This is a genomic window from Lacibacter sp. (assembly GCF_035299325.1).
Lineage (GTDB): Bacteria > Bacteroidota > Bacteroidia > Chitinophagales > Chitinophagaceae > Lacibacter.
In genome coordinates, this window is the sequence record NZ_DATGWT010000005.1 from 128,010 (window position 1) to 152,930 (window position 24,921).

Annotated in this window: 29 protein-coding genes; 10 read left to right on the top strand and 19 right to left on the bottom strand. The window is 40.6% G+C overall.

Annotation, left to right across the window (positions count from 1 at the left end):
• Positions 1-29: 29 nt before the first annotated feature.
• Complete coding sequence (locus VK159_RS04975; RefSeq protein WP_324229037.1) at positions 30-1,298, top strand: sterol desaturase family protein; 1,269 nt, start codon at positions 30-32, stop codon at positions 1,296-1,298.
• Positions 1,299-1,302: 4 nt separating this feature from the next.
• Here VK159_RS04975 and VK159_RS04980 read toward each other — a convergent pair whose 3' ends face one another.
• Positions 1,303-3,111, bottom strand: coding sequence for a BatD family protein (locus VK159_RS04980; protein WP_324229038.1), 1,809 nt, complete (start codon positions 3,109-3,111; stop codon positions 1,303-1,305).
• Between the two features lie 243 nt (positions 3,112-3,354).
• Positions 3,355-4,071 carry an SDR family oxidoreductase gene (locus VK159_RS04985; protein WP_324229039.1) on the bottom strand — a complete coding sequence of 239 codons (717 nt, stop codon included), beginning with the start codon at positions 4,069-4,071 and terminating at the stop codon, positions 3,355-3,357.
• 109 nt (positions 4,072-4,180) lie between these two features.
• On the opposite strand from VK159_RS04985, the gene VK159_RS04990 reads away from it, so the two are divergent.
• Complete coding sequence (locus VK159_RS04990; protein WP_324229040.1) at positions 4,181-4,879, top strand: YjjG family noncanonical pyrimidine nucleotidase; 699 nt, start codon at positions 4,181-4,183, stop codon at positions 4,877-4,879.
• A 91-nt stretch (positions 4,880-4,970) separates the two neighbouring features.
• Here the strand turns inward: VK159_RS04990 and VK159_RS04995 are convergent, their stop codons facing one another.
• From VK159_RS04995 to VK159_RS05010, 4 genes are read right to left on the bottom strand one after another with little or no spacing between them, the layout of a single operon-like run.
• Entirely contained in the window at positions 4,971-5,627 is a 657-nt protein-coding gene (locus tag VK159_RS04995) for a phosphatidylserine decarboxylase family protein (RefSeq protein ID WP_324229041.1), read from the bottom strand.
• A gap of 37 nt (positions 5,628-5,664) precedes the next feature.
• Positions 5,665-6,330 carry a M949_RS01915 family surface polysaccharide biosynthesis protein gene (locus VK159_RS05000; protein ID WP_324229042.1) on the bottom strand — a complete coding sequence of 222 codons (666 nt, stop codon included), beginning with the start codon at positions 6,328-6,330 and terminating at the stop codon, positions 5,665-5,667.
• On the bottom strand, positions 6,330-7,235 hold the full coding sequence (locus tag VK159_RS05005) for a phosphatidate cytidylyltransferase (protein ID WP_324229043.1): 906 nt from the start codon (positions 7,233-7,235) through the stop codon (positions 6,330-6,332). The genes VK159_RS05000 and VK159_RS05005 overlap by 1 nt, the downstream gene beginning before the upstream one ends.
• Before the next feature lie 11 nt (positions 7,236-7,246).
• Positions 7,247-8,371 (bottom strand): CPBP family intramembrane glutamic endopeptidase, encoded by a 1,125-nt coding sequence (locus VK159_RS05010; RefSeq protein ID WP_324229044.1) that lies wholly within the window; start codon positions 8,369-8,371, stop codon positions 7,247-7,249.
• A gap of 43 nt (positions 8,372-8,414) precedes the next feature.
• Here VK159_RS05010 and dusB point away from each other — a divergent pair, with 43 nt between their 5' ends.
• The 3 genes from dusB (at position 8,415) to VK159_RS05025 (ending at position 11,391) form a co-directional block, all read left to right on the top strand.
• Positions 8,415-9,455, top strand: a complete 1,041-nt coding sequence (gene dusB, locus VK159_RS05015) for a tRNA dihydrouridine synthase DusB (protein WP_324229093.1) — start codon at positions 8,415-8,417, stop codon at positions 9,453-9,455.
• 140 nt (positions 9,456-9,595) lie between these two features.
• Entirely contained in the window at positions 9,596-10,975 is a 1,380-nt protein-coding gene (locus tag VK159_RS05020; RefSeq protein ID WP_324229045.1) for an HAD-IB family phosphatase, read from the top strand.
• 86 nt (positions 10,976-11,061) lie between these two features.
• Complete coding sequence (locus VK159_RS05025) at positions 11,062-11,391, top strand: multidrug efflux SMR transporter (RefSeq protein WP_324229046.1); 330 nt, start codon at positions 11,062-11,064, stop codon at positions 11,389-11,391.
• Between the two features lie 4 nt (positions 11,392-11,395).
• Here the strand turns inward: VK159_RS05025 and VK159_RS05030 are convergent, their stop codons facing one another.
• Genes VK159_RS05030 through VK159_RS05050 form a run of 5 tightly spaced genes read right to left on the bottom strand, consistent with a single transcriptional unit; the run spans position 11,396 to position 15,632 of the window.
• Positions 11,396-11,908 carry a hypothetical protein gene (locus tag VK159_RS05030; RefSeq protein WP_324229047.1) on the bottom strand — a complete coding sequence of 171 codons (513 nt, stop codon included), beginning with the start codon at positions 11,906-11,908 and terminating at the stop codon, positions 11,396-11,398.
• 23 nt (positions 11,909-11,931) lie between these two features.
• Complete coding sequence (locus VK159_RS05035; protein WP_324229048.1) at positions 11,932-12,921, bottom strand: MBL fold metallo-hydrolase; 990 nt, start codon at positions 12,919-12,921, stop codon at positions 11,932-11,934.
• A 2-nt stretch (positions 12,922-12,923) separates the two neighbouring features.
• Positions 12,924-13,556 carry a PAQR family membrane homeostasis protein TrhA gene (gene trhA / locus VK159_RS05040; RefSeq protein ID WP_324229049.1) on the bottom strand — a complete coding sequence of 211 codons (633 nt, stop codon included), beginning with the start codon at positions 13,554-13,556 and terminating at the stop codon, positions 12,924-12,926.
• A 4-nt stretch (positions 13,557-13,560) separates the two neighbouring features.
• Entirely contained in the window at positions 13,561-14,241 is a 681-nt protein-coding gene (locus VK159_RS05045; protein WP_324229050.1) for a glutathione peroxidase, read from the bottom strand.
• A gap of 5 nt (positions 14,242-14,246) precedes the next feature.
• Positions 14,247-15,632, bottom strand: coding sequence for an aldehyde dehydrogenase family protein (locus VK159_RS05050; RefSeq protein ID WP_324229051.1), 1,386 nt, complete (start codon positions 15,630-15,632; stop codon positions 14,247-14,249).
• Between the two features lie 125 nt (positions 15,633-15,757).
• Here VK159_RS05050 and VK159_RS05055 point away from each other — a divergent pair, with 125 nt between their 5' ends.
• The 4 genes from VK159_RS05055 to VK159_RS05070 all read left to right on the top strand — a co-directional run bounded on the left by VK159_RS05055 (position 15,758) and on the right by VK159_RS05070 (position 17,729).
• The gene (locus VK159_RS05055) at positions 15,758-16,195 is read left to right on the top strand and encodes a nucleoside deaminase (protein ID WP_324229052.1); all 438 of its coding nucleotides are present in this window, start codon (positions 15,758-15,760) and stop codon (positions 16,193-16,195) included.
• A 3-nt stretch (positions 16,196-16,198) separates the two neighbouring features.
• Entirely contained in the window at positions 16,199-16,501 is a 303-nt protein-coding gene (locus VK159_RS05060) for a DUF6958 family protein (RefSeq protein WP_324229053.1), read from the top strand.
• Between the two features lie 101 nt (positions 16,502-16,602).
• Positions 16,603-16,965, top strand: a complete 363-nt coding sequence (locus VK159_RS05065) for a hypothetical protein (RefSeq protein ID WP_324229054.1) — start codon at positions 16,603-16,605, stop codon at positions 16,963-16,965.
• A gap of 164 nt (positions 16,966-17,129) precedes the next feature.
• Positions 17,130-17,729 carry a superoxide dismutase gene (locus tag VK159_RS05070; protein ID WP_324229055.1) on the top strand — a complete coding sequence of 200 codons (600 nt, stop codon included), beginning with the start codon at positions 17,130-17,132 and terminating at the stop codon, positions 17,727-17,729.
• Between the two features lie 90 nt (positions 17,730-17,819).
• Here VK159_RS05070 and VK159_RS05075 read toward each other — a convergent pair whose 3' ends face one another.
• On the bottom strand, positions 17,820-18,389 hold the full coding sequence (locus tag VK159_RS05075; RefSeq protein WP_324229056.1) for a DNA-3-methyladenine glycosylase I: 570 nt from the start codon (positions 18,387-18,389) through the stop codon (positions 17,820-17,822).
• 56 nt (positions 18,390-18,445) lie between these two features.
• Here VK159_RS05075 and VK159_RS05080 point away from each other — a divergent pair, with 56 nt between their 5' ends.
• Complete coding sequence (locus VK159_RS05080) at positions 18,446-18,925, top strand: GNAT family protein (RefSeq protein ID WP_324229057.1); 480 nt, start codon at positions 18,446-18,448, stop codon at positions 18,923-18,925.
• Here the strand turns inward: VK159_RS05080 and yidD are convergent, their stop codons facing one another.
• The 7 genes from yidD to VK159_RS05115 all read right to left on the bottom strand — a co-directional run bounded on the left by yidD (position 18,926) and on the right by VK159_RS05115 (position 24,864).
• Positions 18,926-19,195 carry a membrane protein insertion efficiency factor YidD gene (yidD, locus tag VK159_RS05085; RefSeq protein ID WP_414672817.1) on the bottom strand — a complete coding sequence of 90 codons (270 nt, stop codon included), beginning with the start codon at positions 19,193-19,195 and terminating at the stop codon, positions 18,926-18,928.
• Positions 19,179-19,631: a ribonuclease P protein component gene (rnpA, locus tag VK159_RS05090; RefSeq protein ID WP_324229058.1), complete on the bottom strand. Its 453-nt coding sequence runs from the start codon at positions 19,629-19,631 to the stop codon at positions 19,179-19,181. The genes yidD and rnpA overlap by 17 nt, the downstream gene beginning before the upstream one ends.
• Positions 19,632-19,695: 64 nt before the next feature.
• The gene (gene rpmH, locus VK159_RS05095) at positions 19,696-19,863 is read right to left on the bottom strand and encodes a 50S ribosomal protein L34 (RefSeq protein WP_182803479.1); all 168 of its coding nucleotides are present in this window, start codon (positions 19,861-19,863) and stop codon (positions 19,696-19,698) included.
• 289 nt (positions 19,864-20,152) lie between these two features.
• The gene (gene murI, locus VK159_RS05100) at positions 20,153-20,980 is read right to left on the bottom strand and encodes a glutamate racemase (protein WP_324229059.1); all 828 of its coding nucleotides are present in this window, start codon (positions 20,978-20,980) and stop codon (positions 20,153-20,155) included.
• Between the two features lie 68 nt (positions 20,981-21,048).
• The gene (locus VK159_RS05105; RefSeq protein ID WP_324229060.1) at positions 21,049-21,561 is read right to left on the bottom strand and encodes an OmpH family outer membrane protein; all 513 of its coding nucleotides are present in this window, start codon (positions 21,559-21,561) and stop codon (positions 21,049-21,051) included.
• Between the two features lie 67 nt (positions 21,562-21,628).
• A complete protein-coding gene (locus VK159_RS05110; RefSeq protein WP_324229061.1) occupies positions 21,629-22,144 on the bottom strand; it encodes an OmpH family outer membrane protein in 516 nt (171 codons plus the stop codon).
• 44 nt (positions 22,145-22,188) lie between these two features.
• Complete coding sequence (locus tag VK159_RS05115) at positions 22,189-24,864, bottom strand: BamA/OMP85 family outer membrane protein (RefSeq protein ID WP_324229062.1); 2,676 nt, start codon at positions 24,862-24,864, stop codon at positions 22,189-22,191.
• Between the last annotated feature and the right edge of the window lie 57 nt (positions 24,865-24,921).

A 24,921-nucleotide genomic window follows, 5' to 3' on the forward strand; every position in this document is an offset into this window, starting at 1 on the left:
GCTGTCTAATTTTAGATAAACCTTTTGTTATGAATGTGTATGCACTTTTATCACCGCTGGCAATCCTGTTGCTGTTATTGGAAATTGTGTATTGTGTGAAAAAGAAAAATGGTTACTACAGTTTCCAGGATACTGTTGCGAATCTGGCAACAGGCATCGGCAACCAATGTATTAATCTTGCTGTCCTCTTTTTTGTGTATCACTTTTACGGATGGCTTTACAACAATGTAGCACCGTGGAAAATTCCTGCTACCTGGTACAGTTTGCTGATCTTATTACTACTGCAGGATTTTATTTTCTATTGGTTCCACCGTGTGGGTCATACCATTAATATTTTCTGGGCAGCACATATGCCACATCATTCATCGGAAGAAATGAATTTGTCAGTTGGGCTTCGTGCAAGTTTCACTCAACGCATGTTTCAGTTCTTATTCTTCGATTGGATATTGGCAGTGATCGGTTACTCACCGGAGATGATCTACTCCATGGCAGCCGTGCATTTGTTTCTCGCTTACTGGCATCATACACGCATCATCAAAAAAATGGGCATCCTTGAAAAAGTGTTTGTTACACCATCGCACCATCGTGTACATCATGGTGTAAACACACAATATCTTGACAAGAATTTTTCGGAGTTCCTCATCATCTGGGATAAACTGTTTGGCTCGTTTGAAGAAGAAAAAGAAGAAGTGTGTTATGGTGTTACACATCCGCCACGCACCTGGGACCCTATTTACATTAACATCCAATACTGGAAACAATTATGGGATGATGCAGTAGCTGCCGATAGCTGGTGGGATAAGATCCGCATCTGGTTTATGCCATTGGGCTGGCGGCCAAAAAATGTGGGACAGGCTTTTCCAAGAGTTGGGTACACAAGAGATAACCAGGTGAAATTCTCCAGCAAACAATTCCGCAATACAAAGCCTTACATCATTGCACAAATTGCAGCAGGGTTGGTTTATATGTTCATCGCCATTAACCTCACTATGCCTTTGACCATTGCTGAACGGTTGATCATGACTGTAGGAATTTTTATGATGACGATCGGCTGGGGTGGTATTCTTCGTGCAAAAAAATGGGCAGTTGCATTAGAGCTATTCCGCTTAATTTATATGCTCGTTACACTCATTGCTATCCTTAATGCACATGGCATGGCAAATTGGATCGGTTGGCAAATGATCGCTGGTTTGTTATTTGTTGGAGCATCTGTTTTGTGGATGGGCTTTTTCTTTAAACCACATGCATTGGAAGGAGATGCAATACCTGCAGATCCTGGATTAAAAGTAGCGATGTAAGAAATTAAATACGCTGATCAACTTCCTGCATCAATTCTTTTGATTGCTGCATGAGCTGTTCCCTGTCATCTGTAATTTCCATCGGACTAAAAATAGCCAGTTCACAAGCTTGCGACAGTTGTTGAAATTGTGTTGCCAGGTCAGGCCAATTTTTTTGTTGCAGTTCACGCACAATTTGTGCATTGCTCACAGTTTTTGTTTGCAGGTTTAATCGTTCAATTAAAAAATCCTGCAGTCCTTGCAACAGCAATGTGTAGAATTGTTTGGGATGAAGCCCTTGTAATACAAAAGTTGCCGGTTGCAAATAAGCATCCATTGTTTTTTGCGGCTCGAGTTCTTCTTCCACCTGTTGCGGTACAATCATTTTTTGCTGTGCTTTCTTTTCTCTTTTGTGTTGAACGAAAAATATACCTGCGATCAATACCAGCAAACCACTGCCAACACCTGCTACCCACACCCATCGAGGCAAACCTTCTTTTACAATCGGCTCATCGTTAAACACAGGTGTTTTTCGTTTCACTGCTGCGGTTACATTCAACTGCAGACTGTCGCTTGAAAGTGTATGATAGGTTTTCGACTGTTCATCAAAATACGTGAAGTTGATCTTGGGGATAGTGAACAATCCGGTTTTTGAAACAGCAAACGGAATATCAAACGTTTTGACTCCACTGATAGGTGCATTATGTTTATCGATCACTTCGCTCAGCTTTGCATCAAACGAATCAACACCGCTTGGCCAATGAACAGTTGGTGCTGTGATCATTGGCAGATTTCCTTTTCCTTTAATGACCACACGTAATGTTGCATAATCGTTTGCTGCAATCGTTTTATTCAACAACGATGCTTCCATGCTGAAATTACCAACGGCTCCATCAAAGCTTTCAGGTTTGTTTTTCTCGGGCAGATCAAGCACATTCACTTTTAGTGAATCGCTTTTTAAAATGATCGTTTCCTGAACAACATCACCATTGCTGTATTCCGATTCTTTTACTTTTTCCATCACCGCATCAAGCCAGGTATTTGTTTCTTTTTTGCTGCGTGCCCTTGCCCTGATCATTCGTACAAGATTCTCCACTTCTACGGGTTCAATAGTGAGCAATCCCGATTGCAATGGAAACAGCTGCACTTTACGAATGAGATAACAGTTATACATTTTCCCATTGTACATTTCTTTCGAAAAAATGCCTGTTTCCGGTTGTTCCATATCCACAACAGAAAAACCGTTGAGCGATGGTCGCTTAACAATCTTCGATTCACTATCGAGCCTTGTAAATAATTTGAACGTGGCGAGCACAGGTTCACCAACGTAGCAACTGTTTTTATCGATCGTAGCTTTAATAAACAGGTTCTTTGCAACTTTATCTTTCAGATTTTCATTCGGCATCAGGTAATAATCAGGTCGCTCCTCTTCTATTTGTTTTGTGGCACCAGCTTCCTTTACAAAAATGACAATGGGTGATGATGTTGCAATTCTTCCTTTTGCTTTTACAATGGCTGATGCAATAGGTAAACGTCCTTTGATTTTTGGTCGAAGTGTGATGGTGTAGGTAATGTATTCAGAAAGGGAGCCATTCACCCATGTCCATCCATTGGTTTGATCAAAGCCACTTAACTGTTCAAAATTGCGGAAGGATGGTGGCGTAAAATCATCGATCTGGCTTGCGCCTTCAACCATAAACTGCAGTTGAAAGCTTTCGTTTTGCTGCACCACTGTTTTGCTGGGGATGACAGACATTTTCACCTGCGCTGTTGTACAAAAAGAAAACAGCAGGAAACTGATCATCCAAAAGCCATATAGTCGGCGCTTCAACATGAGCAGACAAAATTAAAACAAGTGAGGCGTTGAACAGGTGCCGCTGATGTAAGTTGATGTTAAAACAACCGCTGAATTTTTGATTGAATTGATGCGAATGATGTATTCAATGGGCAATTACTTACGAGTAAGAGACAAATCTGTGTTCATTTGCGTTCATCTGTGGCCAATTGCTCTGTTCGTGTAGATTCGTGTAATTCGTGGTTCCTCATTCGAATCATCAAACCATTATTTCATCGCCGGTCAGAGATCTCCCAACTGCGGCCTGATGATAATATCTTCCACACAAGCCTGTGGCGAAAGTTGTGAACTGGCATATACCAGTTTGGCTATATCCTCCGCTTCCATAATTCGTTTGGCGGAATTATCATAATCACCCCATGAATCGGTCATGACTGCGCCGGGGAAAACAGAAGTTACCTTGATCAGATGTGGTTTCATTTCTTCCCGCAGGTTTTTACTGAATCCATGCATGGCATATTTGCTGATGCTGTATGCACCGCCGTTTTTGTAAGCATGAAGTGAAGCAATAGAGCACATGTTGAAAATATGTCCACGTGAACCAGTTACCGGACTTTGCTTCATCATTTGCGGCAACAGTTTACGGGTTAAATGATAGGCACTGTAAAGATTTGTAGCGATCATTTCTTCCAGGAAACCATCTTCTTCATTATAAACACTGCCGGGTAAAAAATTGCCGGCGTTATTCACCAATACATCAATATTAAAGCTGTTATCGAGCACCCACTTTCCGAAACTATCCACTTCTTCACGTTTACTGAGATCCCTTGCTTTGGCTTTGATTTTTACACGGGGATATTTGTCCTGCATCTCTGCCATGGTCTTATAGATCGCCACTTCACTTTTTGAACTGAGATACAAAGCATGCCCGTTTGCCGCAAAAATTTCTGCAACGGCTTTGCCAATTCCTCTTGATGCACCAGTGATGACAACGTTCATAAATTCAGATTTTACTGTGTAGATTGCAGGTTTTAATCAACATTCAAATAGTTGGTTTGTTTACAAGATACGTTCTTACAAATCTAAAATCGTAATTCTGAAATCTGAAATGAAATATCGTCACTTGTTTTTCGATCTCGACCATACCCTTTGGGATTTTGATGCCAATGCCATGGAAACCTTGGCCGATGTGTATAAAGAACTTGATTTGCAGGCAGCTGGCATCAATGATTTTGACTTGTTCTGTAAACACTACCTGCATCACAACGCTATTCTATGGGACCGCTATCATCATGGTTACATTTCAGCCGATGATCTTAAATGGAAACGGATGTGGCGCACATTGCTTGAATTTAAAAACGGCAGCGAAGAACTGGCCCGTAAAATGAGTGGCCATTTCCTGGAAGTATTACCTACCAAGCAAAACCTGTTTCCATACACGCATGAAATTCTACGTCATTTAAAAGAGAAAGAATACAAGCTTCACCTGATCACCAATGGTTTTGAAAAAACACAATGGCGCAAACTGGATAACAGCAAACTCGGGCACTATTTTGAAGAAGTGATCACCAGCGAAAGAAGCAACAGTGTAAAACCAAACAAAGAAATTTTTGAATACGCACTTCGCATTACCGGTGCTGAGTTAACACACAGCATTATGATCGGTGATAATTTAGATGCAGATATTAAAGGAGCATTGAACGCCGGTATGCATGCAATTTTTGTGAATCATATTAAGAGCGATTTGAAAGGAATTCAACCGACGTATGTAATTCATCATTTGAAAGAACTGGAAGATATTTTCTAATTGTCAATTTGCAACAGACAATAAACAAAAAGCCTGACTCAAGTAGTCAGGCTTTTTGCTTGCCGATTGGCTATTGCAAATTGTCTATTGATCAATATTCCGCCAGCACCGTAACCCCCGCCTGCACTTTTTCATTGAGCTTTACATTGATCTTTGTGCCTGGGGGTAACAACAGATCAACACGTGAACCGAATTTTATGAAACCGAGTTCACCGCCTTGTTCTACTTTTTGTCCGGGTTGCAAATAATTGACGATGCGTTTTGCAACAGCACCTGCAATTTGTTTTACAAGGATCACAATACGATCATTACTCAACACCACACTATGGCGTTCGTTTTCAGTAGATGATTTCGGATTCCAGGCAACAAGGTATTTGCCTTTATGGTATTGCGAGTAATTCACTTCGCCTGCAATAGGATTCACATTCACATGCACATTCGCCGGGCTCATGAACACACTCAACTGAATTCGTTTGTCTTTGAAATATTCAACATCGGTTATTTCTTCAATTACTACCACTTTACCATCACAAGGACTGTAAATAGCATGTTCATTTTTGGGTGTAACACGTCTTGGAATACGAAAGAAAGAAACGATAAAAAGAAAGAAGAATAAGGTTACTGCAAAAATGAGCCAGGAAAGTACCGGCAACGTAGAGCTGATAAAATTAAATGCCAGCAGGTTAATGATCACAAACAATACGGCTGCAATTGAAATACTCTTAAATCCTTCTCTGTGAATAGTCATGTAACAAATTTGAACAGCGAAAGTACAAAGATTCGGCCTATTGATATTCCTGTTTACCAAACTTCTCCCAACGCTCAACAGCGTATGAAAGAAAAGCCTTGGGTGCTTTGCTGAATGCAGTATCGGCTTTCCAGCTTCCGCCAATGGTATCTTTTTGCAGGAGCATCAGTTCTTCACCACGAATAGCATATTTCTGTGTGCCTTCATACATGATGAGTTTCTTTTCATTTGGACTTACATCGCCTTTGCAACTTAGTGCATACAGCATTGTTATTTCAGCAAGACCATTGCTGTCGAGATCAGTAATGGTTAAATGATCATCATAAAAAGAGCAAACAATATCTAACTCACAATTATTGATCTGATCCATCATCTTCCACTTCGTCACAAATCCACTATCAGTTTTTTGAAATAATACGGCGGAGAGTTTTGCGGAAGCATTGGTTTGTCCTTTTTCAATATAAGCTCCTGTTTCATATAACACCAGCCAGTTTTCACCCGATACATCATGCCATTTCTTTGCACGTTTTAATTGATAAGAACTGGGTAATGGTAACAATGCACTTACTGCAGCTGTTACTTCTTCCACTTCCGATACAACTTTTTCTTCCTGCACAACAGCGGTTGTGTTGCTATCCTGTTTTTTGTTTTTACAGGAAAGCATCAGAGAGAACAGAAACAACAACACACAACAACGCATCATCAGTTTATCAGTTTTAACAGCAACCACACAAACGGTGTTGCCAGTAATAAAGAATCGAAACGATCAAGGAAACCACCATGGCCCGGCATAAAACTACCACTGTCTTTTACATTGGCCAATCGTTTCAGTTTACTTTCAAGTAAATCACCGAATGTACCGGCAACCGCAGCAACTGCTGCAATAACAGCCCATAACCATGCGGCAGATGATTGGCTCAAATAACCCAATACCCACATCACCACAACTGCTAAAATAATACCTCCAATAGTTCCTTCCCATGTTTTTTTGGGAGAGATGCTGCTGAGTGGCGTTTTACCAATGAGTGAACCAACAATATAAGCCATTGTATCGTTGATCCAGATAGAACCAATAATGATCAGCGGTACAGCATAACCGCTGATCCTTGCCAATAACGTAGAAATATTGGTAAAGGTATCTTCTCCATTGTGTGGCATCCACATAGCACCGCTGCGTAAATGCATAAGCAAGGCCCAGCTTAGTGAAATATAAATCAACCCAAAAACGGAATGGGCAATGTATTTAAAGTTGAACTGTTTGGAGAACAGCAATTCACTTATGGGTACCATTATAAAACCTGCAAGCATCAACATCCATCCAATAGAATGCAGCGACACATTTCCACTGATATACCAATCAGCGGTAAAGAATAACATCAGCCCATAACCGCCAATCATAACACCGTATTTATGAAACGGATTGATCGTTTGATATCCTTTATCGATCAAGCCAACCAGTTTCTGATATTCGAACCAGCAACCAAAATGTATAATGCTGAAGAGAAAAAGGAAACTCCATTTATTCCACAACAAACCAACAAGCATCACCACCACAAATAAAATTGCTGTGAGTGCACGTGTGCGGAATGTTTGCCAGTTAAAAGCCATGAAAGAGTTTGTTATTTAAGATATTGGTTTTGCGATGAGTTGTTTTGTACATCAGCAATACTATCGGGGTATACTTTCGTTGCCATCAATTTTTTCAGCAGAATAAACAGCCCCACTAACACCGCCGCACTGATCAAGCCGGCCCACCAGGGAGCACTGTCACCCACTTCCATATCAATTTTTTTGTCCTTTGTGTATTGCCAGTAAAGAATAGTTACCATCAATGCATTATTAAAGAAGTGCGCAATAATGCTGTACCAAAGGTTGCCTGTGTAATAGAAAATATAACCAAGTACCATTCCCAATACAACACGTGGAATAAACCCATACCATGAAAAGTGAATGGCGCTGAAAATAAATCCTGTAAGAATTATTGCGGCTACAGGATAGTTAGTCCACTTGTTTATGAAATTTTGGATCTTAGAAACAACTAAACATATAATTAAAGAGATTAGTAAGATTATGTAGAAAATCCAGCTTAACCCTTTTTGCTCTACAGAAATATAGTAAGCAAAGCCTATCAAGACGAAAAAACATACTGTGTAAAGTGCTGAATTATTTTTCCATTTCATTAGTACAGTCTGCAACCCTCCCCGAAAAAACACTTCTTCGACTATCGCTGGCATTAATGCTATAATAAATAATGCAATTACATAATCAAAGGGAGTTTTAAAAGTGGCCATCAGCTTTACTTGATCGGCATACTGAGATTCAAAGCCATCAAACATCTTTTTTGCCGAAGCTGTTATAGGAATGGCTTTATTTATTTCAGCTAAAAAACCAACAAAGGGCAACGCACATAACATGATCAGTATGCCTACAACAGCCCTGTTCAAATGCAATTCTTTATGGAAACCCAGGCGTTCAAATGGTTGTTTTGATGCAATTCTTGCCGTGATAAAAGCCGGCACAAAAAAGATGATGATGGTTGATACTACCTGCATCATCTTCACCGCATCAACATTTGCCGGGTTAAACATCTCCTTTTGCATGTCGAAAAGGGATTTTCCTGTCATCCCGATCCAGATGGGGATGGCTGCCACACTGCCTATCACAAAACATCCTACCCAAATGCCGATGAGGATCAAAAACTCAACCGGCGGCTCTAATTTGCGCTGATACTGATTTTCGTACATAACTACTGGTGAAAACTGATTAAATTTGCAGCTCTTTTTGAACGTGGTAAAGATAGGTAACATATCGCTTCCTGAATTCCCGCTCCTCCTTGCACCCATGGAGGATGTGAGCGATCCCCCATTCCGTGCAGTTTGCAAGGATAATGGTGCAGATATGATGTTCAGTGAGTTCATTAGTAGTGAAGGCTTGATACGTGATGCGATCAAAAGCCGCCAGAAACTCGATTTTGAAGAAGAAGAACGCCCTTTCGGTATCCAGATCTTTGGTGGTGATGAAGAAGCACTCGGCATGAGTGCCCGCATTTGCGAAACCGTAAATCCTGATTTAGTCGACATCAACTTTGGTTGCCCGGTGAAAAAAGTAGCGATGAAAGGTGCAGGTGCAGGTGTGTTGAAAGATGTTGACCTGATGGTGCGGTTAACCGCCTCCGTTGTTAACTCCACTTCATTGCCCGTTACTGTAAAAACAAGATTGGGCTGGGATGACAATACCAAGAACATTGAAGAAGTGGCTGAACGTTTGCAGGATGTGGGTATCAAAGCATTGAGCATTCACGGACGTACACGTAGCCAGATGTATAAAGGTGAAGCTGACTGGACATTGATCGCTAAAGTGAAAAACAATCCACGTATTCATATCCCGATTTTTGGCAATGGCGATATCGACAGTGCTGAAAAAGCAGTGGAATACAAAAACCGTTATGGTGTTGATGGTGTAATGATCGGTCGTGCAGCCATTGGTTATCCGTGGATCTTTAACGAGATTAAACATTTTGTAAAAACAGGTGAACATCTTCCTCCACCAACAATAGAGCAACGGGTAGAAGTTTGTCGCAAACACTTGCATAAATCTTTTGAGTGGAAAGGACCGAAGGTGGGCATTTTTGAAATGCGCCGTCATTACGCCAACTACCTGAAAGGTCTTCCAAACATTAAAGAATACCGTGGCAAACTAGTTACGCTTAATACCGTTGAAGAAATTGATGCGGTACTCGATGAGATCGTTGTGAAGTTCAGTGGATTTGAATTTGCTTCTTCAAAAATTGAATTGATCAATTACCACGAGAAGTGCCCGATCAACTAGACTCAGTTGGCTTTTACAGGCACAACCCCCAAACTAATTTTATCCTCATTCTCAATTTATTAATCGCTGCCGGCCTTTATTGGCAAGATGCTTGCATTCGTTTTGTGCCATTACATTGATTCACAAAAAAACGAGTGCTTATGGTTTCAGTAATTATACCAGCCTATAATGAAGAAGCAACGATCCGTAAAGTGATCCAGATCGTAAAAAGATCTGCATGCGTAAGTGAAATCATTGTGATCGATGATAAATCGACCGACCGTACGAGGGAAGAAGCCGAACTGGAAGGGGTAAAAATTTTTACCAGCATGGTGCGTGGCAAAGGTACTTCGATGCGTGAAGGAATATTGCTGGCAGAAAACGACATCATTGCATTTGTTGATGCAGACATCACCACTTATCCTGATGATGTGATCGACCGTCTTGCAAAACCGATCATTGATAACGAAGCAGATTTTGTAAAATCATATTTCGACAGACAGGCAGGGCGTGTTACCGAATTGGTAGCGAAACCACTCCTGTCTTTTTTATTTCCATCGCTCAGTCATTACCAGCAACCACTCAGCGGTATGATCGCCGGTAAAAAAGAATTGCTGCAAAAAGTTACCATTGAAGATGATTATGGAGTTGATATTGGTATCCTCATTGATATGCATCAGAAAGGTGCACGAATTACAGAAGTAAGTCTCGGTTATATTGAAAACCGCATGCAGAGCATTTTCCAGTTAGGGAAAATGAGCAAAGAAGTAACCGCTGCCATTTTGAAACGCTCCGGGCAAGTAATTGACACTACGATCGATCTGTTTACCGGAGAATATTTTCATGCAAAAGAACCTCAACTTGAGTTTGCAGTTAAAGAATCAGTGAAAGGTTTTCACAGGATGGCCATTTTTGATATGGATAAAACCATCCTCCATAGCAGCTTTATCCGCAGCATGGCCGTGAAGTATAAGTTTGCAGATGAGTTGAATGAGATCATCCTGTCTTCTCATCCAACCTATATCCGTATTAAACATGTAGCTAAGTTGCTGAAAGGAATGAGTGTTGCCGATATTTTAAAGACCGCTGATGAAATACCGTTGATTGAAGATGCAAAAGAAACCATTGAATCATTAAAAGAGAATGGTTATGTATGCGGTATCATCAGCGAAAGTTTTAGTGTGGTGACCACTCACATCGCTAACAAGCTGGGTATGCATTTTTCGCTGGCAAGTGACCTTGAGTTTAACAGAAGCGTTGCTACAGGCGAAGTAAAGATCCCCTCTTTCTTTTTAAAAAATAAGAAAAGCGTTTGCAACCATGACTTCTGCAAATCAAATGCTGTAATTGAAATTGCTGATCGTTACGGTATCGACAAACAACATATTCTCGCCATGGGCAACAGTAAGAATGATATCTGTATGGTGAAGAATGCAGGTACGGGTGTTGCTTTTTGTGCCGATAACAAAACGCTAAACAGGGTAAGCGATCACCAGATACTCGTTCCGAAATATGGAATGCTTACATCGCTGCTGTTTTAAATTTTCAAGTTTCGCTTAACACGAGATATAAACAGACGGAAATCCGTAAGGAAAAATATCTTTGTTTCAATCTTGATATTTTTTCTATGAACTGGATCATCCTCATCATTGCAGGTTTATTTGAAGTGGGCTTTGCTACCTGTTTGGGTAAAGCAAGAACAACAAGCGGCAATACATCTGTTTACTGGATGATCGGCTTCTTCGTTTGTCTCAGTATTAGCATGCTCTTATTGTACAAAGCCACGCAAACATTACCTATCGGTACAGCTTATGCCGTGTGGACGGGTATCGGTGCTGTTGGGACAGTCATCATGGGAATTATTTTCTTTAAAGAACCTGCTGATTTCTGGCGACTGTTTTTTATTACCACACTAATTGCTTCTATAGTTGGGTTGAAAGCAGTATCGGCGCATTAAGAAATCATTTGTTTACAAACGTTTCCAGCCCTTTTGTATAAACAGCCGCTCTTCGTTGCGCTGCAACATCAAGAAACAACGCAGCAACAGCCATAATAAAAAGTCCGGCACCAACTCCACTCCAAAATTGTTGTTCAGTATTCGTTCTGAAATAAAAGAAAATAAAAATTGCTGCAACTAAAAATACCAGTTCAGCAATAATAATTGCTTTGAAGCTTTTCATTACTTTCTGCATGCGTGGATATTCTTTTTGTTTCAGCTCATCAGGATTCAGATCATAAGCATACACATTTCTGATCCTGTCATCATCACTACGATTATAAATTGTAAATCCAATGCCGCCGGCGATCAATCCTACAATGATCATAGGAATAGCAGCGCCTTTGTAAAAAGGAGTTTTCAAAACAAAGAATAAAATGAGTGCTGCAATAACAGCAACTATGCCAACAGAAAGAAAAAAGAGACTGCCTTGTTTCTCTGCCGAGAAGTATTGCTCAATATCCGTTTTGCTGAACATGATGAATGATTTGCAGTAAGATACTAAAACTGCATTTTGTTTCCGATAGAAAGATGCTGTACAGCAGTGATATTGTGTTGCTCCTGCAAAAGCATCAAGTCCTGTTTGGGATAAAAGACCGGCTCATCACTTAAATCGAATGTTCCATGGTGCATGGGGATGAGTTGCTTTGCATTCAGTTGTTCAAACGCTACCAATGCATCTGCAGGGCTTGTATGCGCCGTATTCATAAACCATTCAGGTTTGTAGGCACCAATACCCAGAATCGCTACATCAATATTTGGGAAGAGCTGAGCTATTTCCGGGTAATGAATTCCCAAACCGCTGTCTGCACCAAAGTAAATTGTTTGTGTTGGTGACTGTAACATAAAACTACCCCAAAGCATATCGTTCATATCATGCAGACCACGACGGTTCCAATGTTTGGCAGGCAAATAACTTACCTGTACATCTGTTTCCAATTGATACTGCTGATACCAGCCTGCTTCAATGATGGGGTTCTTTATTCTCCAACTTCGCAACAGAGGGGCAATATTTAATCCCGTTAGAATAACAGCGGATGGATTTAATGTACACAGTTCAATCATACTTCTTTTATCTGCATGATCACGATGATTGTGTGACAGCAAAATAAAATCGATCTGTTTCAATGCTGCTACATCGCAAGGCAGCGGAGTAAATCGTTTCAAAGGGCCTACATTGTACAACACCGGGTCAACAATAAAATGCTTTCCTCCCAATGTAAACAGAAAGCTTGCATGCCCCAGCCAAACAATGCCATCTTCCCTGTTGCCCGTGATATGTTTATTCATTGAAATGTCGATGTTCGTTTGCTGATTTCGTTTCAAAGGTTTAAACGGATTCCTTTCTGTTTGCCACTTCAGCAACTCAGCAAAAGAGCGTTCAGAAGGCCCATCGAGATTGATGTACTGCTGTTTTTTATTCAGCAGGTTACCATTCCAGTTCTCTTTAATAAATGGAAGTGAAGAATTATGTGTAGGTAATTGTGCCATGATTAAACCATTAATAATACAGCCACGTAATGACAAATTGCTGCTGCCAATACAAAGAGGTGCCAAATGAGATGATGATAAAGGAATTTTTCCCACAGATAAAAAATTACACCAATGCTGTACAGCACGCCGCCAATAATGATCATGATCATTACATCAAGAGGGATGGCATCAAAAAATTGTCTGCCGCTGAACAGCAGTATCCAGCCCATACCCAGGTAAATAACTGTTGATACATAATTAAGCCGGCCGGTAAAAAATATTTTAAAAAAGATGCCGATCAATGTAAGGCCCCATAACACACTCAACATTACAATGCCGGTTGTGTTCATCATATAGTTTAACAGGAAAGGTGTGTACGTTCCGGCTATAAGAAAATAAATACTGATATGATCAAATACATGCAACACCCTTTTTACTTTCGGATGCTGAAATGCATGGTAAAGCGTAGAGAAGCTGAATAATAATAAAAAACAAAACCCATAAACAGCCGCACCAATTACAGCGTTTGCATGATCTTTTGTGGCCGCCAATGCACTTAATACCGGCAATGCCGCAATGCCAAAAATGATCCCGATACCATGGGTGATACTATTGGCAATTTCAAGACGAAGATTGGTTTGCGGGTCTGTCATGTTTCTATTTTTCTACTTCCTTCAATACCTGCTCGCTCATTGGTGAAACAGAAGGATCAAAGTAGTGGGTAAGTACACCTTCTTCATTTACGAGGTATTTCGAAAAATTCCAGGTGGGTACCTTGCTGTTCCATCCATTCTTTGTTGAATCGGTCAGCCATTGAAATATTTCATTCTGGTTACTGTTCTTAACAACACTGCTTTTTTTCATCAAAGGAAAAGTGACGCCAAAGTTTATTTTGCAAAACGCTGCAATATCTTCATCGCTTCCTTTCTCCTGTTCTTTAAAATCATTAGCCGGAAAGCCAAGTATTACAAGTTCATTTTGAAATTTTTCATGCAGCTTCTGCAGATCATCGTACTGACCGGTATAACCACAATCGCTTGCGGTATTGACCAGCAACACCTTCATTCCTTTTAGTTGTGAAAAATCATACGTTGATCCATTGTTCAATACTGCTTTCAATGAATGAAATGCCACAGAAGGTTTCTGATGTTTATTCGCCAATACATCATTGTTCTTGCCGATCAGCTTCGTAAAGGCGATCCACGCCGGATAAACCGCTTTCAATAGTTTTTGTCTTGTTGTCATGTCTGCACTGTTTCGATTTACATAAAATAAATAACTGATTGCCACAAGAGCAATCATCACTAAAACAACGGCAAATCGTTTATGTTTACGCATCAGCTTTATTTTCTTCCCAAAGCCAAACGCCAAAGGCGAAGCTTTGCTTTACTGAATGGGGGATATCGGAAAAAAGGTTCGAACCAATTCACTTTTTTTACGATACCCTTGTAGTGTGTAAATGTATCGAACGAAAATTTACCTAAATGCCCACCATGTCCACTTGTACCGATACCACCAAACGGAATACTGCTGCTTCCAAGCTGGTAAATAGTTTCATTAATACAACCTGCACCAAAACTCATCTTCTCAATAAAAAAATCCTGTGTTGCTGTTGATGTGCTGAAGATATAAACCGCCAATGGATTGGGATTCAGATCAACCAGTTTCAACACTTCTTCTTTCTCTTTGTAAGTAAATACAGGCAATACCGGGCCAAAGATCTCTTCACGCATAACAGCTGCATCAGGTTTTACTTTGTCAATGATCGTTGGGCCAATATGCCTGCTTTCTTCATTCACATCGCCACCATAAAGGACGTTTCCATCCTGCAAATACTTTACGATCGATTGAAACCTACGGTTATTGATAATGCATCCGTAATTATCATTTGCTTCTCTGTCTGTTCCGTAGCACTCTTCAATTATTTTGATAATTGTTTGAATAAGTTTGTCTTTAACACTTTCATGCACCACAAGATAATCAGGCGCAACGCATGATTGTCCGCAGTTGAGCAATTTGCCCCACACAATTCTTTTGGCAGCCATTTTAAGATCTGCACTTCCATCGACAATGCACGGGCTCTTCCCTCCCAACTCTAATGATACCGGTGATAATTGTTTTGCAGCCATACCCATGATCTTCTTCCCGATTTCTGTACCACCTGTAAAGAACACGTGCCCGAAGTGAAAATGCTCCAGTAATTGCGGCACTACGGTTACACCATCGCCACTTACTACATGTATATACTCAGCAGGGAAATGTTCATTGATGAGTTGTTCCATCAACGTAGATGTATGATGACTCAATTCAGAATGTTTAATGATCACTGTATTGCCAGCCGCTATTGCACCTGCAACTGCACGATAGGTTAACAATACCGGGTAATTCCAGGGAGAGATAACGATCACATTGCCTACAGGCTCGGGATAAAGTTTGGTAACTGAAGGCAACAGGTATAATGGCGTTTCTACTGTTTGTGGTTGCATCCATTGTCGAACGCCCCTTAACTGTACCCTTATTTCTTCATACGTCGGACCAAGTTCAGTCATGTACACTTCCTGCTTATGCTTACGCAGGTCTTTATACAAAGCCTCTTCAATCAATTGTTCGTTGTTACGAAGCAATGATTCCAGTTTCTTTAATTGCTCTTTACGAAAAGCAAGTGTTCTTGTGGCACCCGATTTATAATAAGCAACCTGGCTATCGTATAACGTTTGATATGGATTCATGAATGGCTTTCGTATTTAAACTTTTGAGGCAATCGGTTAGTAACATGTAGTTGTACAAATGTAACAAAGCTTTATTCTTCTTTTCTGCTCTTTCTCTTAAGTGATTGAATAAGTACCTTCGTTGAATGACGGACGAACATTTCATGAAACAGGCATTAAAGGAAGCAGAGCTGGCGTTTGAAGAAGGTGAAATTCCCATTGGTGCCGTGGTGGTGGTAAACAATAAGATTATTGCCCGTGGGCATAATATGACAGAGCGACTCAATGATCCAACTGCTCATGCTGAGATGATTGCATTAACTTCTGCCTTCAGCCAAATCGGTGCAAAATATTTGCCCGATGCCACATTGTATGTAACGGTTGAACCCTGTTTGATGTGTGCAGGTGCATTGTACTGGAGCAAAGTAACCCGTATCGTTTGGGGTGCTGACGATGAAAAGAATGGACATAAACGAATTACCAAAGATGAGTGGCCTTTTCATCAGAAAGCCGAAATTCTGAAAGGTGTTCTGAAAGAAGACTGTGCCAGGCTTATGAAAGATTTTTTCAAGGATAAACGATAGTATATGGCAAAAGCAACTTCAAAAAAGATTATTGTTACACATCCGGTAACAGGAACAGAACGGAAGTTTGATGTTGCTATTTATGAACCGGTTAAAGCCGCTATACTTCAAAGTCTGAAAGGCAGCAAAGGAAAAACCTTCACCGAACTTACCGATGATGTGGTGAAGATCATCCGCAAACAAATGCCTGAATTTAAAGGTTCCATTCCCTGGTATACCATCTCCATACGTCTCGATCTTGAAACAAAAGGCATCGTTGAAACCTTTGTTGAGAAAGGCAAAAAGCTGAATCGCCTGGTGAAATAAGCTGAATTAAAAGCAGTCAATTGCTTTAACAAAATCTTCTTACAGTTACTTACAACTTCGTGCAGCTGTACACATCTAATCTGTGTAATAAATATCTACACATGAAAAAGATCATTGGTTTTGCTATACTCAGCCTGGTCTTTCTTTCAGCTTGCCGAAAGACCGATTTACAACCTGCTCCTATTGATGAATCTCAATGGTTGCGGAAAGAGCGGGGTGTGGTTGTATTTTCCGATTTCAATTGCGATTACATCGTTATTGAAACAGCTAACGGTTACACTGTAGCTGAAAACTGGTCGTTCCGTCCAACCGTTGGCGAGGTGCTTTATGGCGACTTCAGTTACTATGGTTTGAGAAGTATCTATAACCGCAGCCGTGGCAACCTTATGTCCATAAACATTCGTGATATCTGGTTAAGTTATTACCAGGCACAAGATCAAATTAACTGGTACTGTTCCCAATAAAAAACCCAAAGCCCAATGGAGACAGGGAATGCAATAGTGCATTCCTTTCTTTTTTTCTGCCGGTATGCTAATTGCTGTAAGTTTAATCGATCTGCATTTTAAATTATCTGTTTGTACATTTGTTCTCCGTTAAACAATTTCGTAAAATTTAAAACTTACAGAACATGGCATTTACATTAGCACCTCTTCCATATGCACATGATGCACTGGAGCCTCATATCGACACAACCACCATGCAGATACATCACGGTAAACACCACCAGGCTTATGTTGACAATCTCAACAAAGCAATTGCCGGTACTGAGCACGAAAGCAAAACTATTGAGCAGTTAGTAGCCGTTGCAGGAAGTATTTCTCCTGCTGTGCGTAATAACGGTGGTGGTCATTGGAACCACACTTTCTTCTGGGAATCTTTAGCAGCAAACGCCGGCGGCACTCCAACAGGTGCATTGGCTGATGCGATCAATGCAGCCTTTGGTTCATTTGATGCATTCAAAGAAAAATTTGCAGCAGCCGGTATGACACGTTTCGGCAGTGGCTGGGCATGGTTGATCGTAAAAGACGGCAAGCTTGAAGTTACTTCTACTCCTAACCAGGATAATCCATTGATGGATGTTGCTGAAGTAAAAGGCACACCAATTCTTGGAGTGGATGTTTGGGAACATGCTTACTACTTAAAGTATCAGAACCGTCGTGCAGATTATTTAGCCGCATTCTGGAATGTAGTAAACTGGAGCAAAATAGCAGAACGCTTCGGTAAATAAGTAAGAATTTACTTTGTAATAACAGAAAGGCTCGCCAATCATGGCGAGCCTTTCTGTTATCAATCAGATCATTCGCATCATTTCATCCCATCATCTGCGGTTTTTCTTCCAGCAATCATCTGCATGATCATTCACCATGCCGCTCGCCTGCATAAAGGCATAACAAATTGTTGAGCCGACAAATTTAAATCCACGTTTCAGTAAGTCTTTGCTCATTGCATCTGAGATTGCGGTCTTTGCCGGCACATCGCCCATGCCTCTCACTTTATTTACAATTGGTTTGCCACCAACAAACTGCCAGATGTAGTTGTCAAAACTGCCAAACTCTTTTTGTATGGCGAGATATGTTTTGGCATTCTGTACAAAGGCATTCACTTTTAAACGGTTGCGTACAATGCCTGCATCCTGCAACAATGCCGCAATTTTTTTGTCGCCGTATTTTGCCATCTTCTTTGCATCAAACCCGTCAAATGCTTTGCGGTAGTTTTCACGTTTGTTGAGAATGGTGTACCAGCTTAAACCCGCCTGTGCCCCTTCGAGGCAAAGCAATTCAAATAATTTATCATCGTCGTGCAAGGGCGTTCCCCATTCCTCGTCATGATATGCTTTATACAGATCATCTTTTAAACACCAGCTGCAGCGTACCTTTTCTTTTGCCATGATTTTTGCTTTGTACTCTTGCAAAGTAATTAATTTCACAGTCCCTAACAGCACAAATGATACGCAAAGCAACCAGCCAGGATTTTGGATTCCTTTACTATTTGTACATGCACCCGCATGTAAATCCATTCCTGTTGTATGAGTTTATGCATCCTGAAGATTTTCGCAGTGTGTTCAACGAATTACAAAACAAAGGTGTGCTGTATATTTTTGAAGATGCCGGCGAATCCATCGGCATGTTCAAACTGGTACCGCAGCATTACCGGAATACACATATCGTATATCTTGGCGGTTTGGCCATTGATCCGGAAGAAGCAGGTAAAGGTTACGGCTTGCAGATGATGGAAGAAATTAAAGAATATGCAAAACAGCAAGGCTTCCTTCGCATTGAATTAACTGTTTCTACTGCAAATGAAAAAGCAATTCAACTTTATCTCAAAGCAGGATTTCACCACGAAGGTGTGTTGAAGAAATACACGTATCTAAAAAGTAAAGATCAGTATGTTGATGAAGCTGTGATGGCTTATTTATTCTGATCAGGGAACAGGATCGTAACCACTTCCACCCCAGGGATGACATCTGCCTATTCGCTTAATGGTTAACCACAAACCTTTGATCGGTCCGTGTTTTTTCAATGCTTCAATTCCGTACTGACTGCATGTTGGTGTATACCTGCATTTGGGACCAATAGCCGGACTGATAACATATTGATAAAAACGAATCAATAAAATAAACGGAAAACTCAGGATCGTTTTGATCCTGCTGTATGATGTTGATGTTTCTTTTTTATTAGGTTGGCTGCACACTGAGTTGTTCCAGTTTTTGTAAAGCTACTCCCGTCTTTTCTGCTATCAATTTATAGTCGGGCACTTCTTTACCGGTGAAAATAAAAAACACGTGCAGCTGTTTGTTCTGCTGTTTTAGCTTTTGTTGCAGTTCATTTTTTTGCAATCGCCATGCTTCACGTATCAATCGTTTAATACGATTTCGGTCAACAGCTTTTTTAAAATTTCGTGTGCCAACGGCAACACCAAACAGCAATGAGCAATGAGCAATGGGCAAAGCTTGAACTGTATAATAGACCCGTAAGGGTGAAATAGAAAATGATTTGCCTTCTTTAAAAAGCAGTTCGATCTGCTTTCGGCTTTTCATCCGTTCATTTTTACCAAGTGTATATCGTTGTACTGTTTCCAAAAAGCTTTTCTGAAATGAGAATGTAAAAATAACACCGTTTGCAGGCAAGGCGTAAAATAAAAAGTCTCCCGATCAACGGGAGACTTAAGAATATCTTCTGTTCGTAAGAATATTATTTCTTAGCGCCACGCTCATCAGAAATAGTGAGCTTATGACGACCCTTTGCACGGCGGCTGTTTAATACTTTGCGGCCATTAGCATCTTGCATACGCTTGCGAAAACCGTGTGTGGTTTTTCTGCGACGCTTCGAAGGCTGGTATGTGCGTTTTTTTCCTGGCATTGTTTGCTGTTTTACTTCTTTAAAAAATACCGGGGAGAAACCGGAAATTTCATATCACGCAGTGAGAACACCACTTCCCGCTGTTTGTGAAAGGACGGCAAAGGTAGGGGAAACTGCCCGAAAACACAGTGTTTGAGCCAAGAAAATTCTGCTGATACCGGCACCAGCGCCCTGTTCTGCGTCTGTTGCGTCGCAAGCCCTTGTACGTTCAGGAATCCTACTCTTCTACCCACCCCTGATAATCAGTTTTCTGTGTAACAGTTCGATTCACCCTCCCAGGAGGGGATAATCAGCCTGCAAGCTCAACATGAGCTGATCGTACTTCCGACCCATAAAATAACCGGGCATGCCGGTCAAAATCAGCTACAGAATCTGTTGTAAAGAACTGCTTCATTCCTCCTTTTGTCAGACGTTCTTCCATTTCCGGATGTCGCTGAAGATAATCAGCCAGGCTTTCTGCAATTATTTTTCCCTGCGACAGTAATTGCACATTCTCCGGCAATTGTTGTTTGATCTTTTCACTCAACAAAGGATAATGTGTACAACCGAGTAACACAGTATCAATATCCGCTGATTGTTGCATCAGTTCATCCACATATTCTTTTACAAAATAGTCGGCGCCTGCATTTGTATGTTCATTGTTCTCGATCAACGGTACCCACATGGGGCAAGCCTGTTGATAGACTTTTGCTTCAGGATAAAATTTTGTGATCTCAATTTCATACGATTCAGATTGTACAGTACCTGCTGTTGCAAGTACACCCACATTTTTTGTTTTACTGAACTGCCCGATCACTTCAGCAGTGGGACGAATTACGCCCAACACTCTGTTATTTGGGTTGAGCTGTTGCAGATCGTTTTGCTGAATGGTGCGCAATGCTTTTGCAGAAGCTGTATTACATGCAAGAATCACTAACGGGCAACCTTTTTTAAAAAACCATTCCACACATTCTAAGGTGTAACGATAAACTGTTTCAAAGCTGCGTGTGCCATAAGGAGCACGGGCATTATCACCCAGATAGATATAGTCATACTGTGGTAACTGCTGCACAATTTCTTTCATAACAGTTAACCCGCCATAGCCAGAATCAAATATGCCGATTGGTCCTTTCTGCATGCTGCTAATGTAAGCACAAAAAAAATCCCGCCATAAAGCGGGATCAATATTGTAATTACAAAGCTTAATTATTTAGCCGGGGTTTCAGGTATTTTCAAATACTTCTTTACCAATGGTAACAGATCATCTGTTGTTGGTACCACTAATAATGCATCTCTTGAAACAACATATGCATAACCATTTGTTTTAGCTACCGCTTGAATTGCATCCAATGCAATTTTCTGTACAGGAGCAAAAAACTCTTGTTCTTTCTGTTGCAAAAACTGTTGTGCTGAAGTTGAATATTGTTGTACTGCATCAGCTAAATCCTGGAATTCTTTGAAACGGATTTGTTTGATTGCCGGGCTCCATTTAACTGAATCAACACGGATAATGCTGTCCTTTTCCTGGTATTCCTTGATCAACTGTGCGTATACAACGTTGAGTGAATCCTGTGAGGCTTTTAATCTATCTTGTGCCTTTTTTGTTTCGGGCATAGCCACCAACAGATCGTTTGTGTTGATGTGACCAATTTTTTGAGCATTCACTGTTGCAGCTGTTCCCATAATTACTGCAACCACCAGAACAATAATCTTTTTCATTTTTGTTGTTTGTTTTAAATAAAGTGTACTTACGATCCCTTTTAGTTGTGCGCAGGCCGGGTTTTGATTAAAGTTTAACACCCAGGATCTTCAGCACATCATCGCTTTTGTCCAGTTTAGGGTCGGCAAATATAACGGTAATTCCTTCACTTTTGTCCAAAATAAAATCGTATAATCTTTCGGTTGCAAGACGCTGAACGGCGTTGTAAACCTTATCCTGTATGGGTTTCACCAATTCCTGTTTTTTGCGGAAGTAGTCGCCTTCAAACCCAAAACGACGGCGTTGCAAATCACGCACCTGCTTCTCTTTATTAAAAATCTCATCTTCCCTTTTTTTCAAAAGTTCAGGTGTAAGCATTGCCTTCTCAGTTTCAAGCTGGCGGTACATTTTATCCAGATCGGCCTGCAACAGATCGATCTCTTTTTGCCATGCATCAGCCATTTCCTCCAGTTTTTTATTGGCATCCTTATACTCCGGAATTTTATCCAGTATATACTTGGTATCGATAATCGCATAACGTTGTGCGTTAGCACTAAATGCTGTAAGCATTAAGCTGAAAGCTGCAATCAGGAATGTTTTCATATAACTTGTTTTATACATGATGGATGATGCAACAAAAAAGTTGTTTACTCCGGTTCAAAGCCAAGCATGAATGTGAACTTGGTAATATCTCTGAATCTTGCACCGGGAAATGTTCTATCCAAACCAACACCGTAATCGAACCCGAGCAAACCAAACATTGGCAGGAAGAAACGCATACCTAAACCGGCACTGCGGCGCAGTTTGAATGGATTGTAATCCTTCACATCATACCAACCGTTGGCAGCTTCAAAGAACGCTAAGCCAAAAATAGTACTGCTTGGGTTGGTGCTTAATGGGTAGCGTAATTCCATACTATACTTATTGAAGATAGTAAAGAACTGTGTGGCTGATGTTTGGTTGGCATTGTTGATCCGAGGGTTTGAATTATCGTACACGGGGTAACCTCTGTGTGCAATGATGTCGAAACCAATGATACCAAAGTTATTTTGTAAACCGGCATCACCCACCTGGAAACGTTCAAATGGTGAAATCGGCAGATCTTTGTTATAACGACCAAGGAAACCAAATTTCGCTGCGGCCTTCAATACAAACTGGCGGTTCTTTTCAGCACCTGCAGGTTTTCCGATCGGGATGAACCACTCGTAATTTAAACGCCATTTGTGATACTCCACCAAACGGTATTTCTCAGCCGGATCACTATACTTACTTGCATCACGGAACAAACTCCATGGTGGCGTAAATGTTGCCGTTAAGGAGAATGTTGAACCTGAACGAGGGAACGTTGGCTGATCAACGCTTGAGCGGATAAGTTGAAAACGAAGGTTGATATTATTCGATACACCACTATCGAGTTCAGGGAAGATCGGGTAATCTTTTAATTTATACTGAGTATAGTTAACTGATGTAATCAGGTTGAAAAAGTCATCAGGCCATTTCAATTGTTTACCTAACGATACACTTGCACCAAACGTACGCAGGAACTGTGCGTCTTCTGATTTACGACGCAACGGCAAGCCTGTTAACGGATCGAATGCATTCGCAAGTTTCGTGCGGAACAAACTCAACGTCAGGTTATTTCTTTTCTTACCACCTAACCACGGTTCCGTGAAAGAAAAGTTTTGTGAACTGAAAGACGGACCGTTTGATTGAACACGAATAGATAAACGCTGTCCATCACCACTTGGTAACGGCTGCCATGCAGATTTCTTGAAAATATTTTTGGTAGAAAAGTTATTGAATGTAACGCCCAATGTACCCGTTAAACCAATTAAACCACCCCAACCTGCACTCAATTCCAACTGATCACTTGATTTTTCTTCAAGTGTGTAGTTGATATCTACGGTACCATCATCAGGATTCGGAACCGGGTTTGGATTGATCTTCTCCGGATTGAAATAGTTCAATGCAGATAATTCACGAATTGAACGGATCATATCACTACGGCTGAATTTTTCACCCGGAATTGTACGCAACTCACGACGGATTACATACTCTTTTGTTTTATCGTTACCGTAAATATTAATAGAACGGATAGTTGCCTGCGGACCTTCAGATAAACGGATCTCGTAGTCAATTGTATCGTTGTAAACTTTTGTTTCAATTGGTTCTACACGGAAGAACAAATAACCATCATCCATATAAAGACCACTGATATCGCCACCTTCAGCTGAAAGTTGCTTTCCTAATTTGGAATTCAGTGTTTCAAGATTATAAATGTCGCCACGCTGTATGCCGAGAATATTGTTGAGTACGGAATCGCTGTACTTTGTATTTCCTCTCCAGGTAATGTTTCCGAAATAATACTGCCTGCCTTCATCAACTTTCACATCTACAATCAGGTTTCCTTTGCTGTTGTAGTAAGTGGTATCTTTTTCAATAACGGCATCACGATAACCAAGTGAATTGTAGTACGTAAGTATCTTCTCTTTGTCTTCGATGTATTTATTCTGGTTGAATTTAGCAGCAGAGAATTTAATGCGGAACCATGGATCAAGAAAATCTCTCACTTTGGAAAGTGATAAAAATCCACGGTCTTTCATAAACTCTTTGAATGTAACTGAATCTTTACCGCCATAAACGGAAGCATTTTTTTCAGGATACAATGTAAAACGCATGCGCTCTTTTGTTCCCTTCAGCTGCTTTTTGATTTTAAGATCGGTTACAACTTCGTTGCCTGTAATAAATATCTCTTCGATCTTTACTTTCCTGCCTTTGTTTACGTTAAACGTAAGATCAATAAAGTTTGGATTTACCGCATTCTTTGCTTCAGAGATTTTGACATCAATTTGCCTGAACCCTTTATCTGAATAAAACTTTTCAATCCGCTCAATACTTGTGCGGCGAAGATTTTCTGTAATTACTTTGTTTGGCGTAAGTCCTACTTTTTCTTTCAGTTCATCCTCTTCACCTTTTTTAATACCTCTGAAAAAGAAGTTACCTAACCTTGCACGCTCTGTTACATTTATCTCGATGTAAATATCTTTCCCGTCAACTCTTGTAATGAAAATAGTTGCATCATCAAAATATTGCTGACGCCAGATGGCTGCAATCGCTTTGCTGAACAAATCGCCACCGGGCAAATAAACTTTATCACCAACAGAAATACCGGAAACAGAAACCAGTAATGCTGAATCAAATGTTTTGGAGCCACTAACAGTAATGCCGGCAATGATATATTCTCTCGGCACTTTTGAGTTCATGATCGCTTCCAGTTCAGGATCAACTGAAACAGGTTTTGTGGTGTCGGTTTGCTGTGCCATAGCAGGCAGGTAAACGCCGGAGCAAATCAGAATAAGCAGTAATAATTTTCTATTCAA

Bases quoted from the DNA above. Each gene is read 5' to 3' on its own strand.
- VK159_RS05045 (WP_324229050.1), bottom strand. From the start codon at position 14,241: ATGCGTAAACATAAACGATTTGCCGTTGTTTTAGTGATGATTGCTCTT.
- VK159_RS04975 (WP_324229037.1), top strand. From the start codon at position 30: ATGAATGTGTATGCACTTTTATCACCGCTGGCAATCCTGTTGCTGTTA.
- VK159_RS05035 (WP_324229048.1), bottom strand. From the start codon at position 12,921: ATGGCACAATTACCTACACATAATTCTTCACTTCCATTTATTAAAGAG.
- trhA (WP_324229049.1), bottom strand. From the start codon at position 13,556: ATGACAGACCCGCAAACCAATCTTCGTCTTGAAATTGCCAATAGTATC.
- VK159_RS05070 (WP_324229055.1), top strand. From the start codon at position 17,130: ATGGCATTTACATTAGCACCTCTTCCATATGCACATGATGCACTGGAG.
- VK159_RS05030 (WP_324229047.1), bottom strand. From the start codon at position 11,908: ATGTTCAGCAAAACGGATATTGAGCAATACTTCTCGGCAGAGAAACAA.
- VK159_RS05110 (WP_324229061.1), bottom strand. From the start codon at position 22,144: ATGAAAACATTCCTGATTGCAGCTTTCAGCTTAATGCTTACAGCATTT.
- VK159_RS04980 (WP_324229038.1), bottom strand. From the start codon at position 3,111: ATGTTGAAGCGCCGACTATATGGCTTTTGGATGATCAGTTTCCTGCTG.
- VK159_RS04990 (WP_324229040.1), top strand. From the start codon at position 4,181: ATGAAATATCGTCACTTGTTTTTCGATCTCGACCATACCCTTTGGGAT.
- VK159_RS05055 (WP_324229052.1), top strand. From the start codon at position 15,758: ATGACGGACGAACATTTCATGAAACAGGCATTAAAGGAAGCAGAGCTG.
- VK159_RS04995 (WP_324229041.1), bottom strand. From the start codon at position 5,627: ATGACTATTCACAGAGAAGGATTTAAGAGTATTTCAATTGCAGCCGTA.
- VK159_RS05115 (WP_324229062.1), bottom strand. From the start codon at position 24,864: ATGGCACAGCAAACCGACACCACAAAACCTGTTTCAGTTGATCCTGAA.
- murI (WP_324229059.1), bottom strand. From the start codon at position 20,980: ATGCAGAAAGGACCAATCGGCATATTTGATTCTGGCTATGGCGGGTTA.
- VK159_RS05005 (WP_324229043.1), bottom strand. From the start codon at position 7,235: ATGGCTTTTAACTGGCAAACATTCCGCACACGTGCACTCACAGCAATT.
- VK159_RS05025 (WP_324229046.1), top strand. From the start codon at position 11,062: ATGAACTGGATCATCCTCATCATTGCAGGTTTATTTGAAGTGGGCTTT.
- rpmH (WP_182803479.1), bottom strand. From the start codon at position 19,863: ATGCCAGGAAAAAAACGCACATACCAGCCTTCGAAGCGTCGCAGAAAA.
- VK159_RS05080 (WP_324229057.1), top strand. From the start codon at position 18,446: ATGATACGCAAAGCAACCAGCCAGGATTTTGGATTCCTTTACTATTTG.
- VK159_RS05020 (WP_324229045.1), top strand. From the start codon at position 9,596: ATGGTTTCAGTAATTATACCAGCCTATAATGAAGAAGCAACGATCCGT.
- VK159_RS05000 (WP_324229042.1), bottom strand. From the start codon at position 6,330: ATGATGCGTTGTTGTGTGTTGTTGTTTCTGTTCTCTCTGATGCTTTCC.
- VK159_RS05010 (WP_324229044.1), bottom strand. From the start codon at position 8,371: ATGTACGAAAATCAGTATCAGCGCAAATTAGAGCCGCCGGTTGAGTTT.
- VK159_RS05050 (WP_324229051.1), bottom strand. From the start codon at position 15,632: ATGAATCCATATCAAACGTTATACGATAGCCAGGTTGCTTATTATAAA.
- VK159_RS05075 (WP_324229056.1), bottom strand. From the start codon at position 18,389: ATGGCAAAAGAAAAGGTACGCTGCAGCTGGTGTTTAAAAGATGATCTG.
- VK159_RS05060 (WP_324229053.1), top strand. From the start codon at position 16,199: ATGGCAAAAGCAACTTCAAAAAAGATTATTGTTACACATCCGGTAACA.
- VK159_RS05065 (WP_324229054.1), top strand. From the start codon at position 16,603: ATGAAAAAGATCATTGGTTTTGCTATACTCAGCCTGGTCTTTCTTTCA.
- VK159_RS05105 (WP_324229060.1), bottom strand. From the start codon at position 21,561: ATGAAAAAGATTATTGTTCTGGTGGTTGCAGTAATTATGGGAACAGCT.
- VK159_RS04985 (WP_324229039.1), bottom strand. From the start codon at position 4,071: ATGAACGTTGTCATCACTGGTGCATCAAGAGGAATTGGCAAAGCCGTT.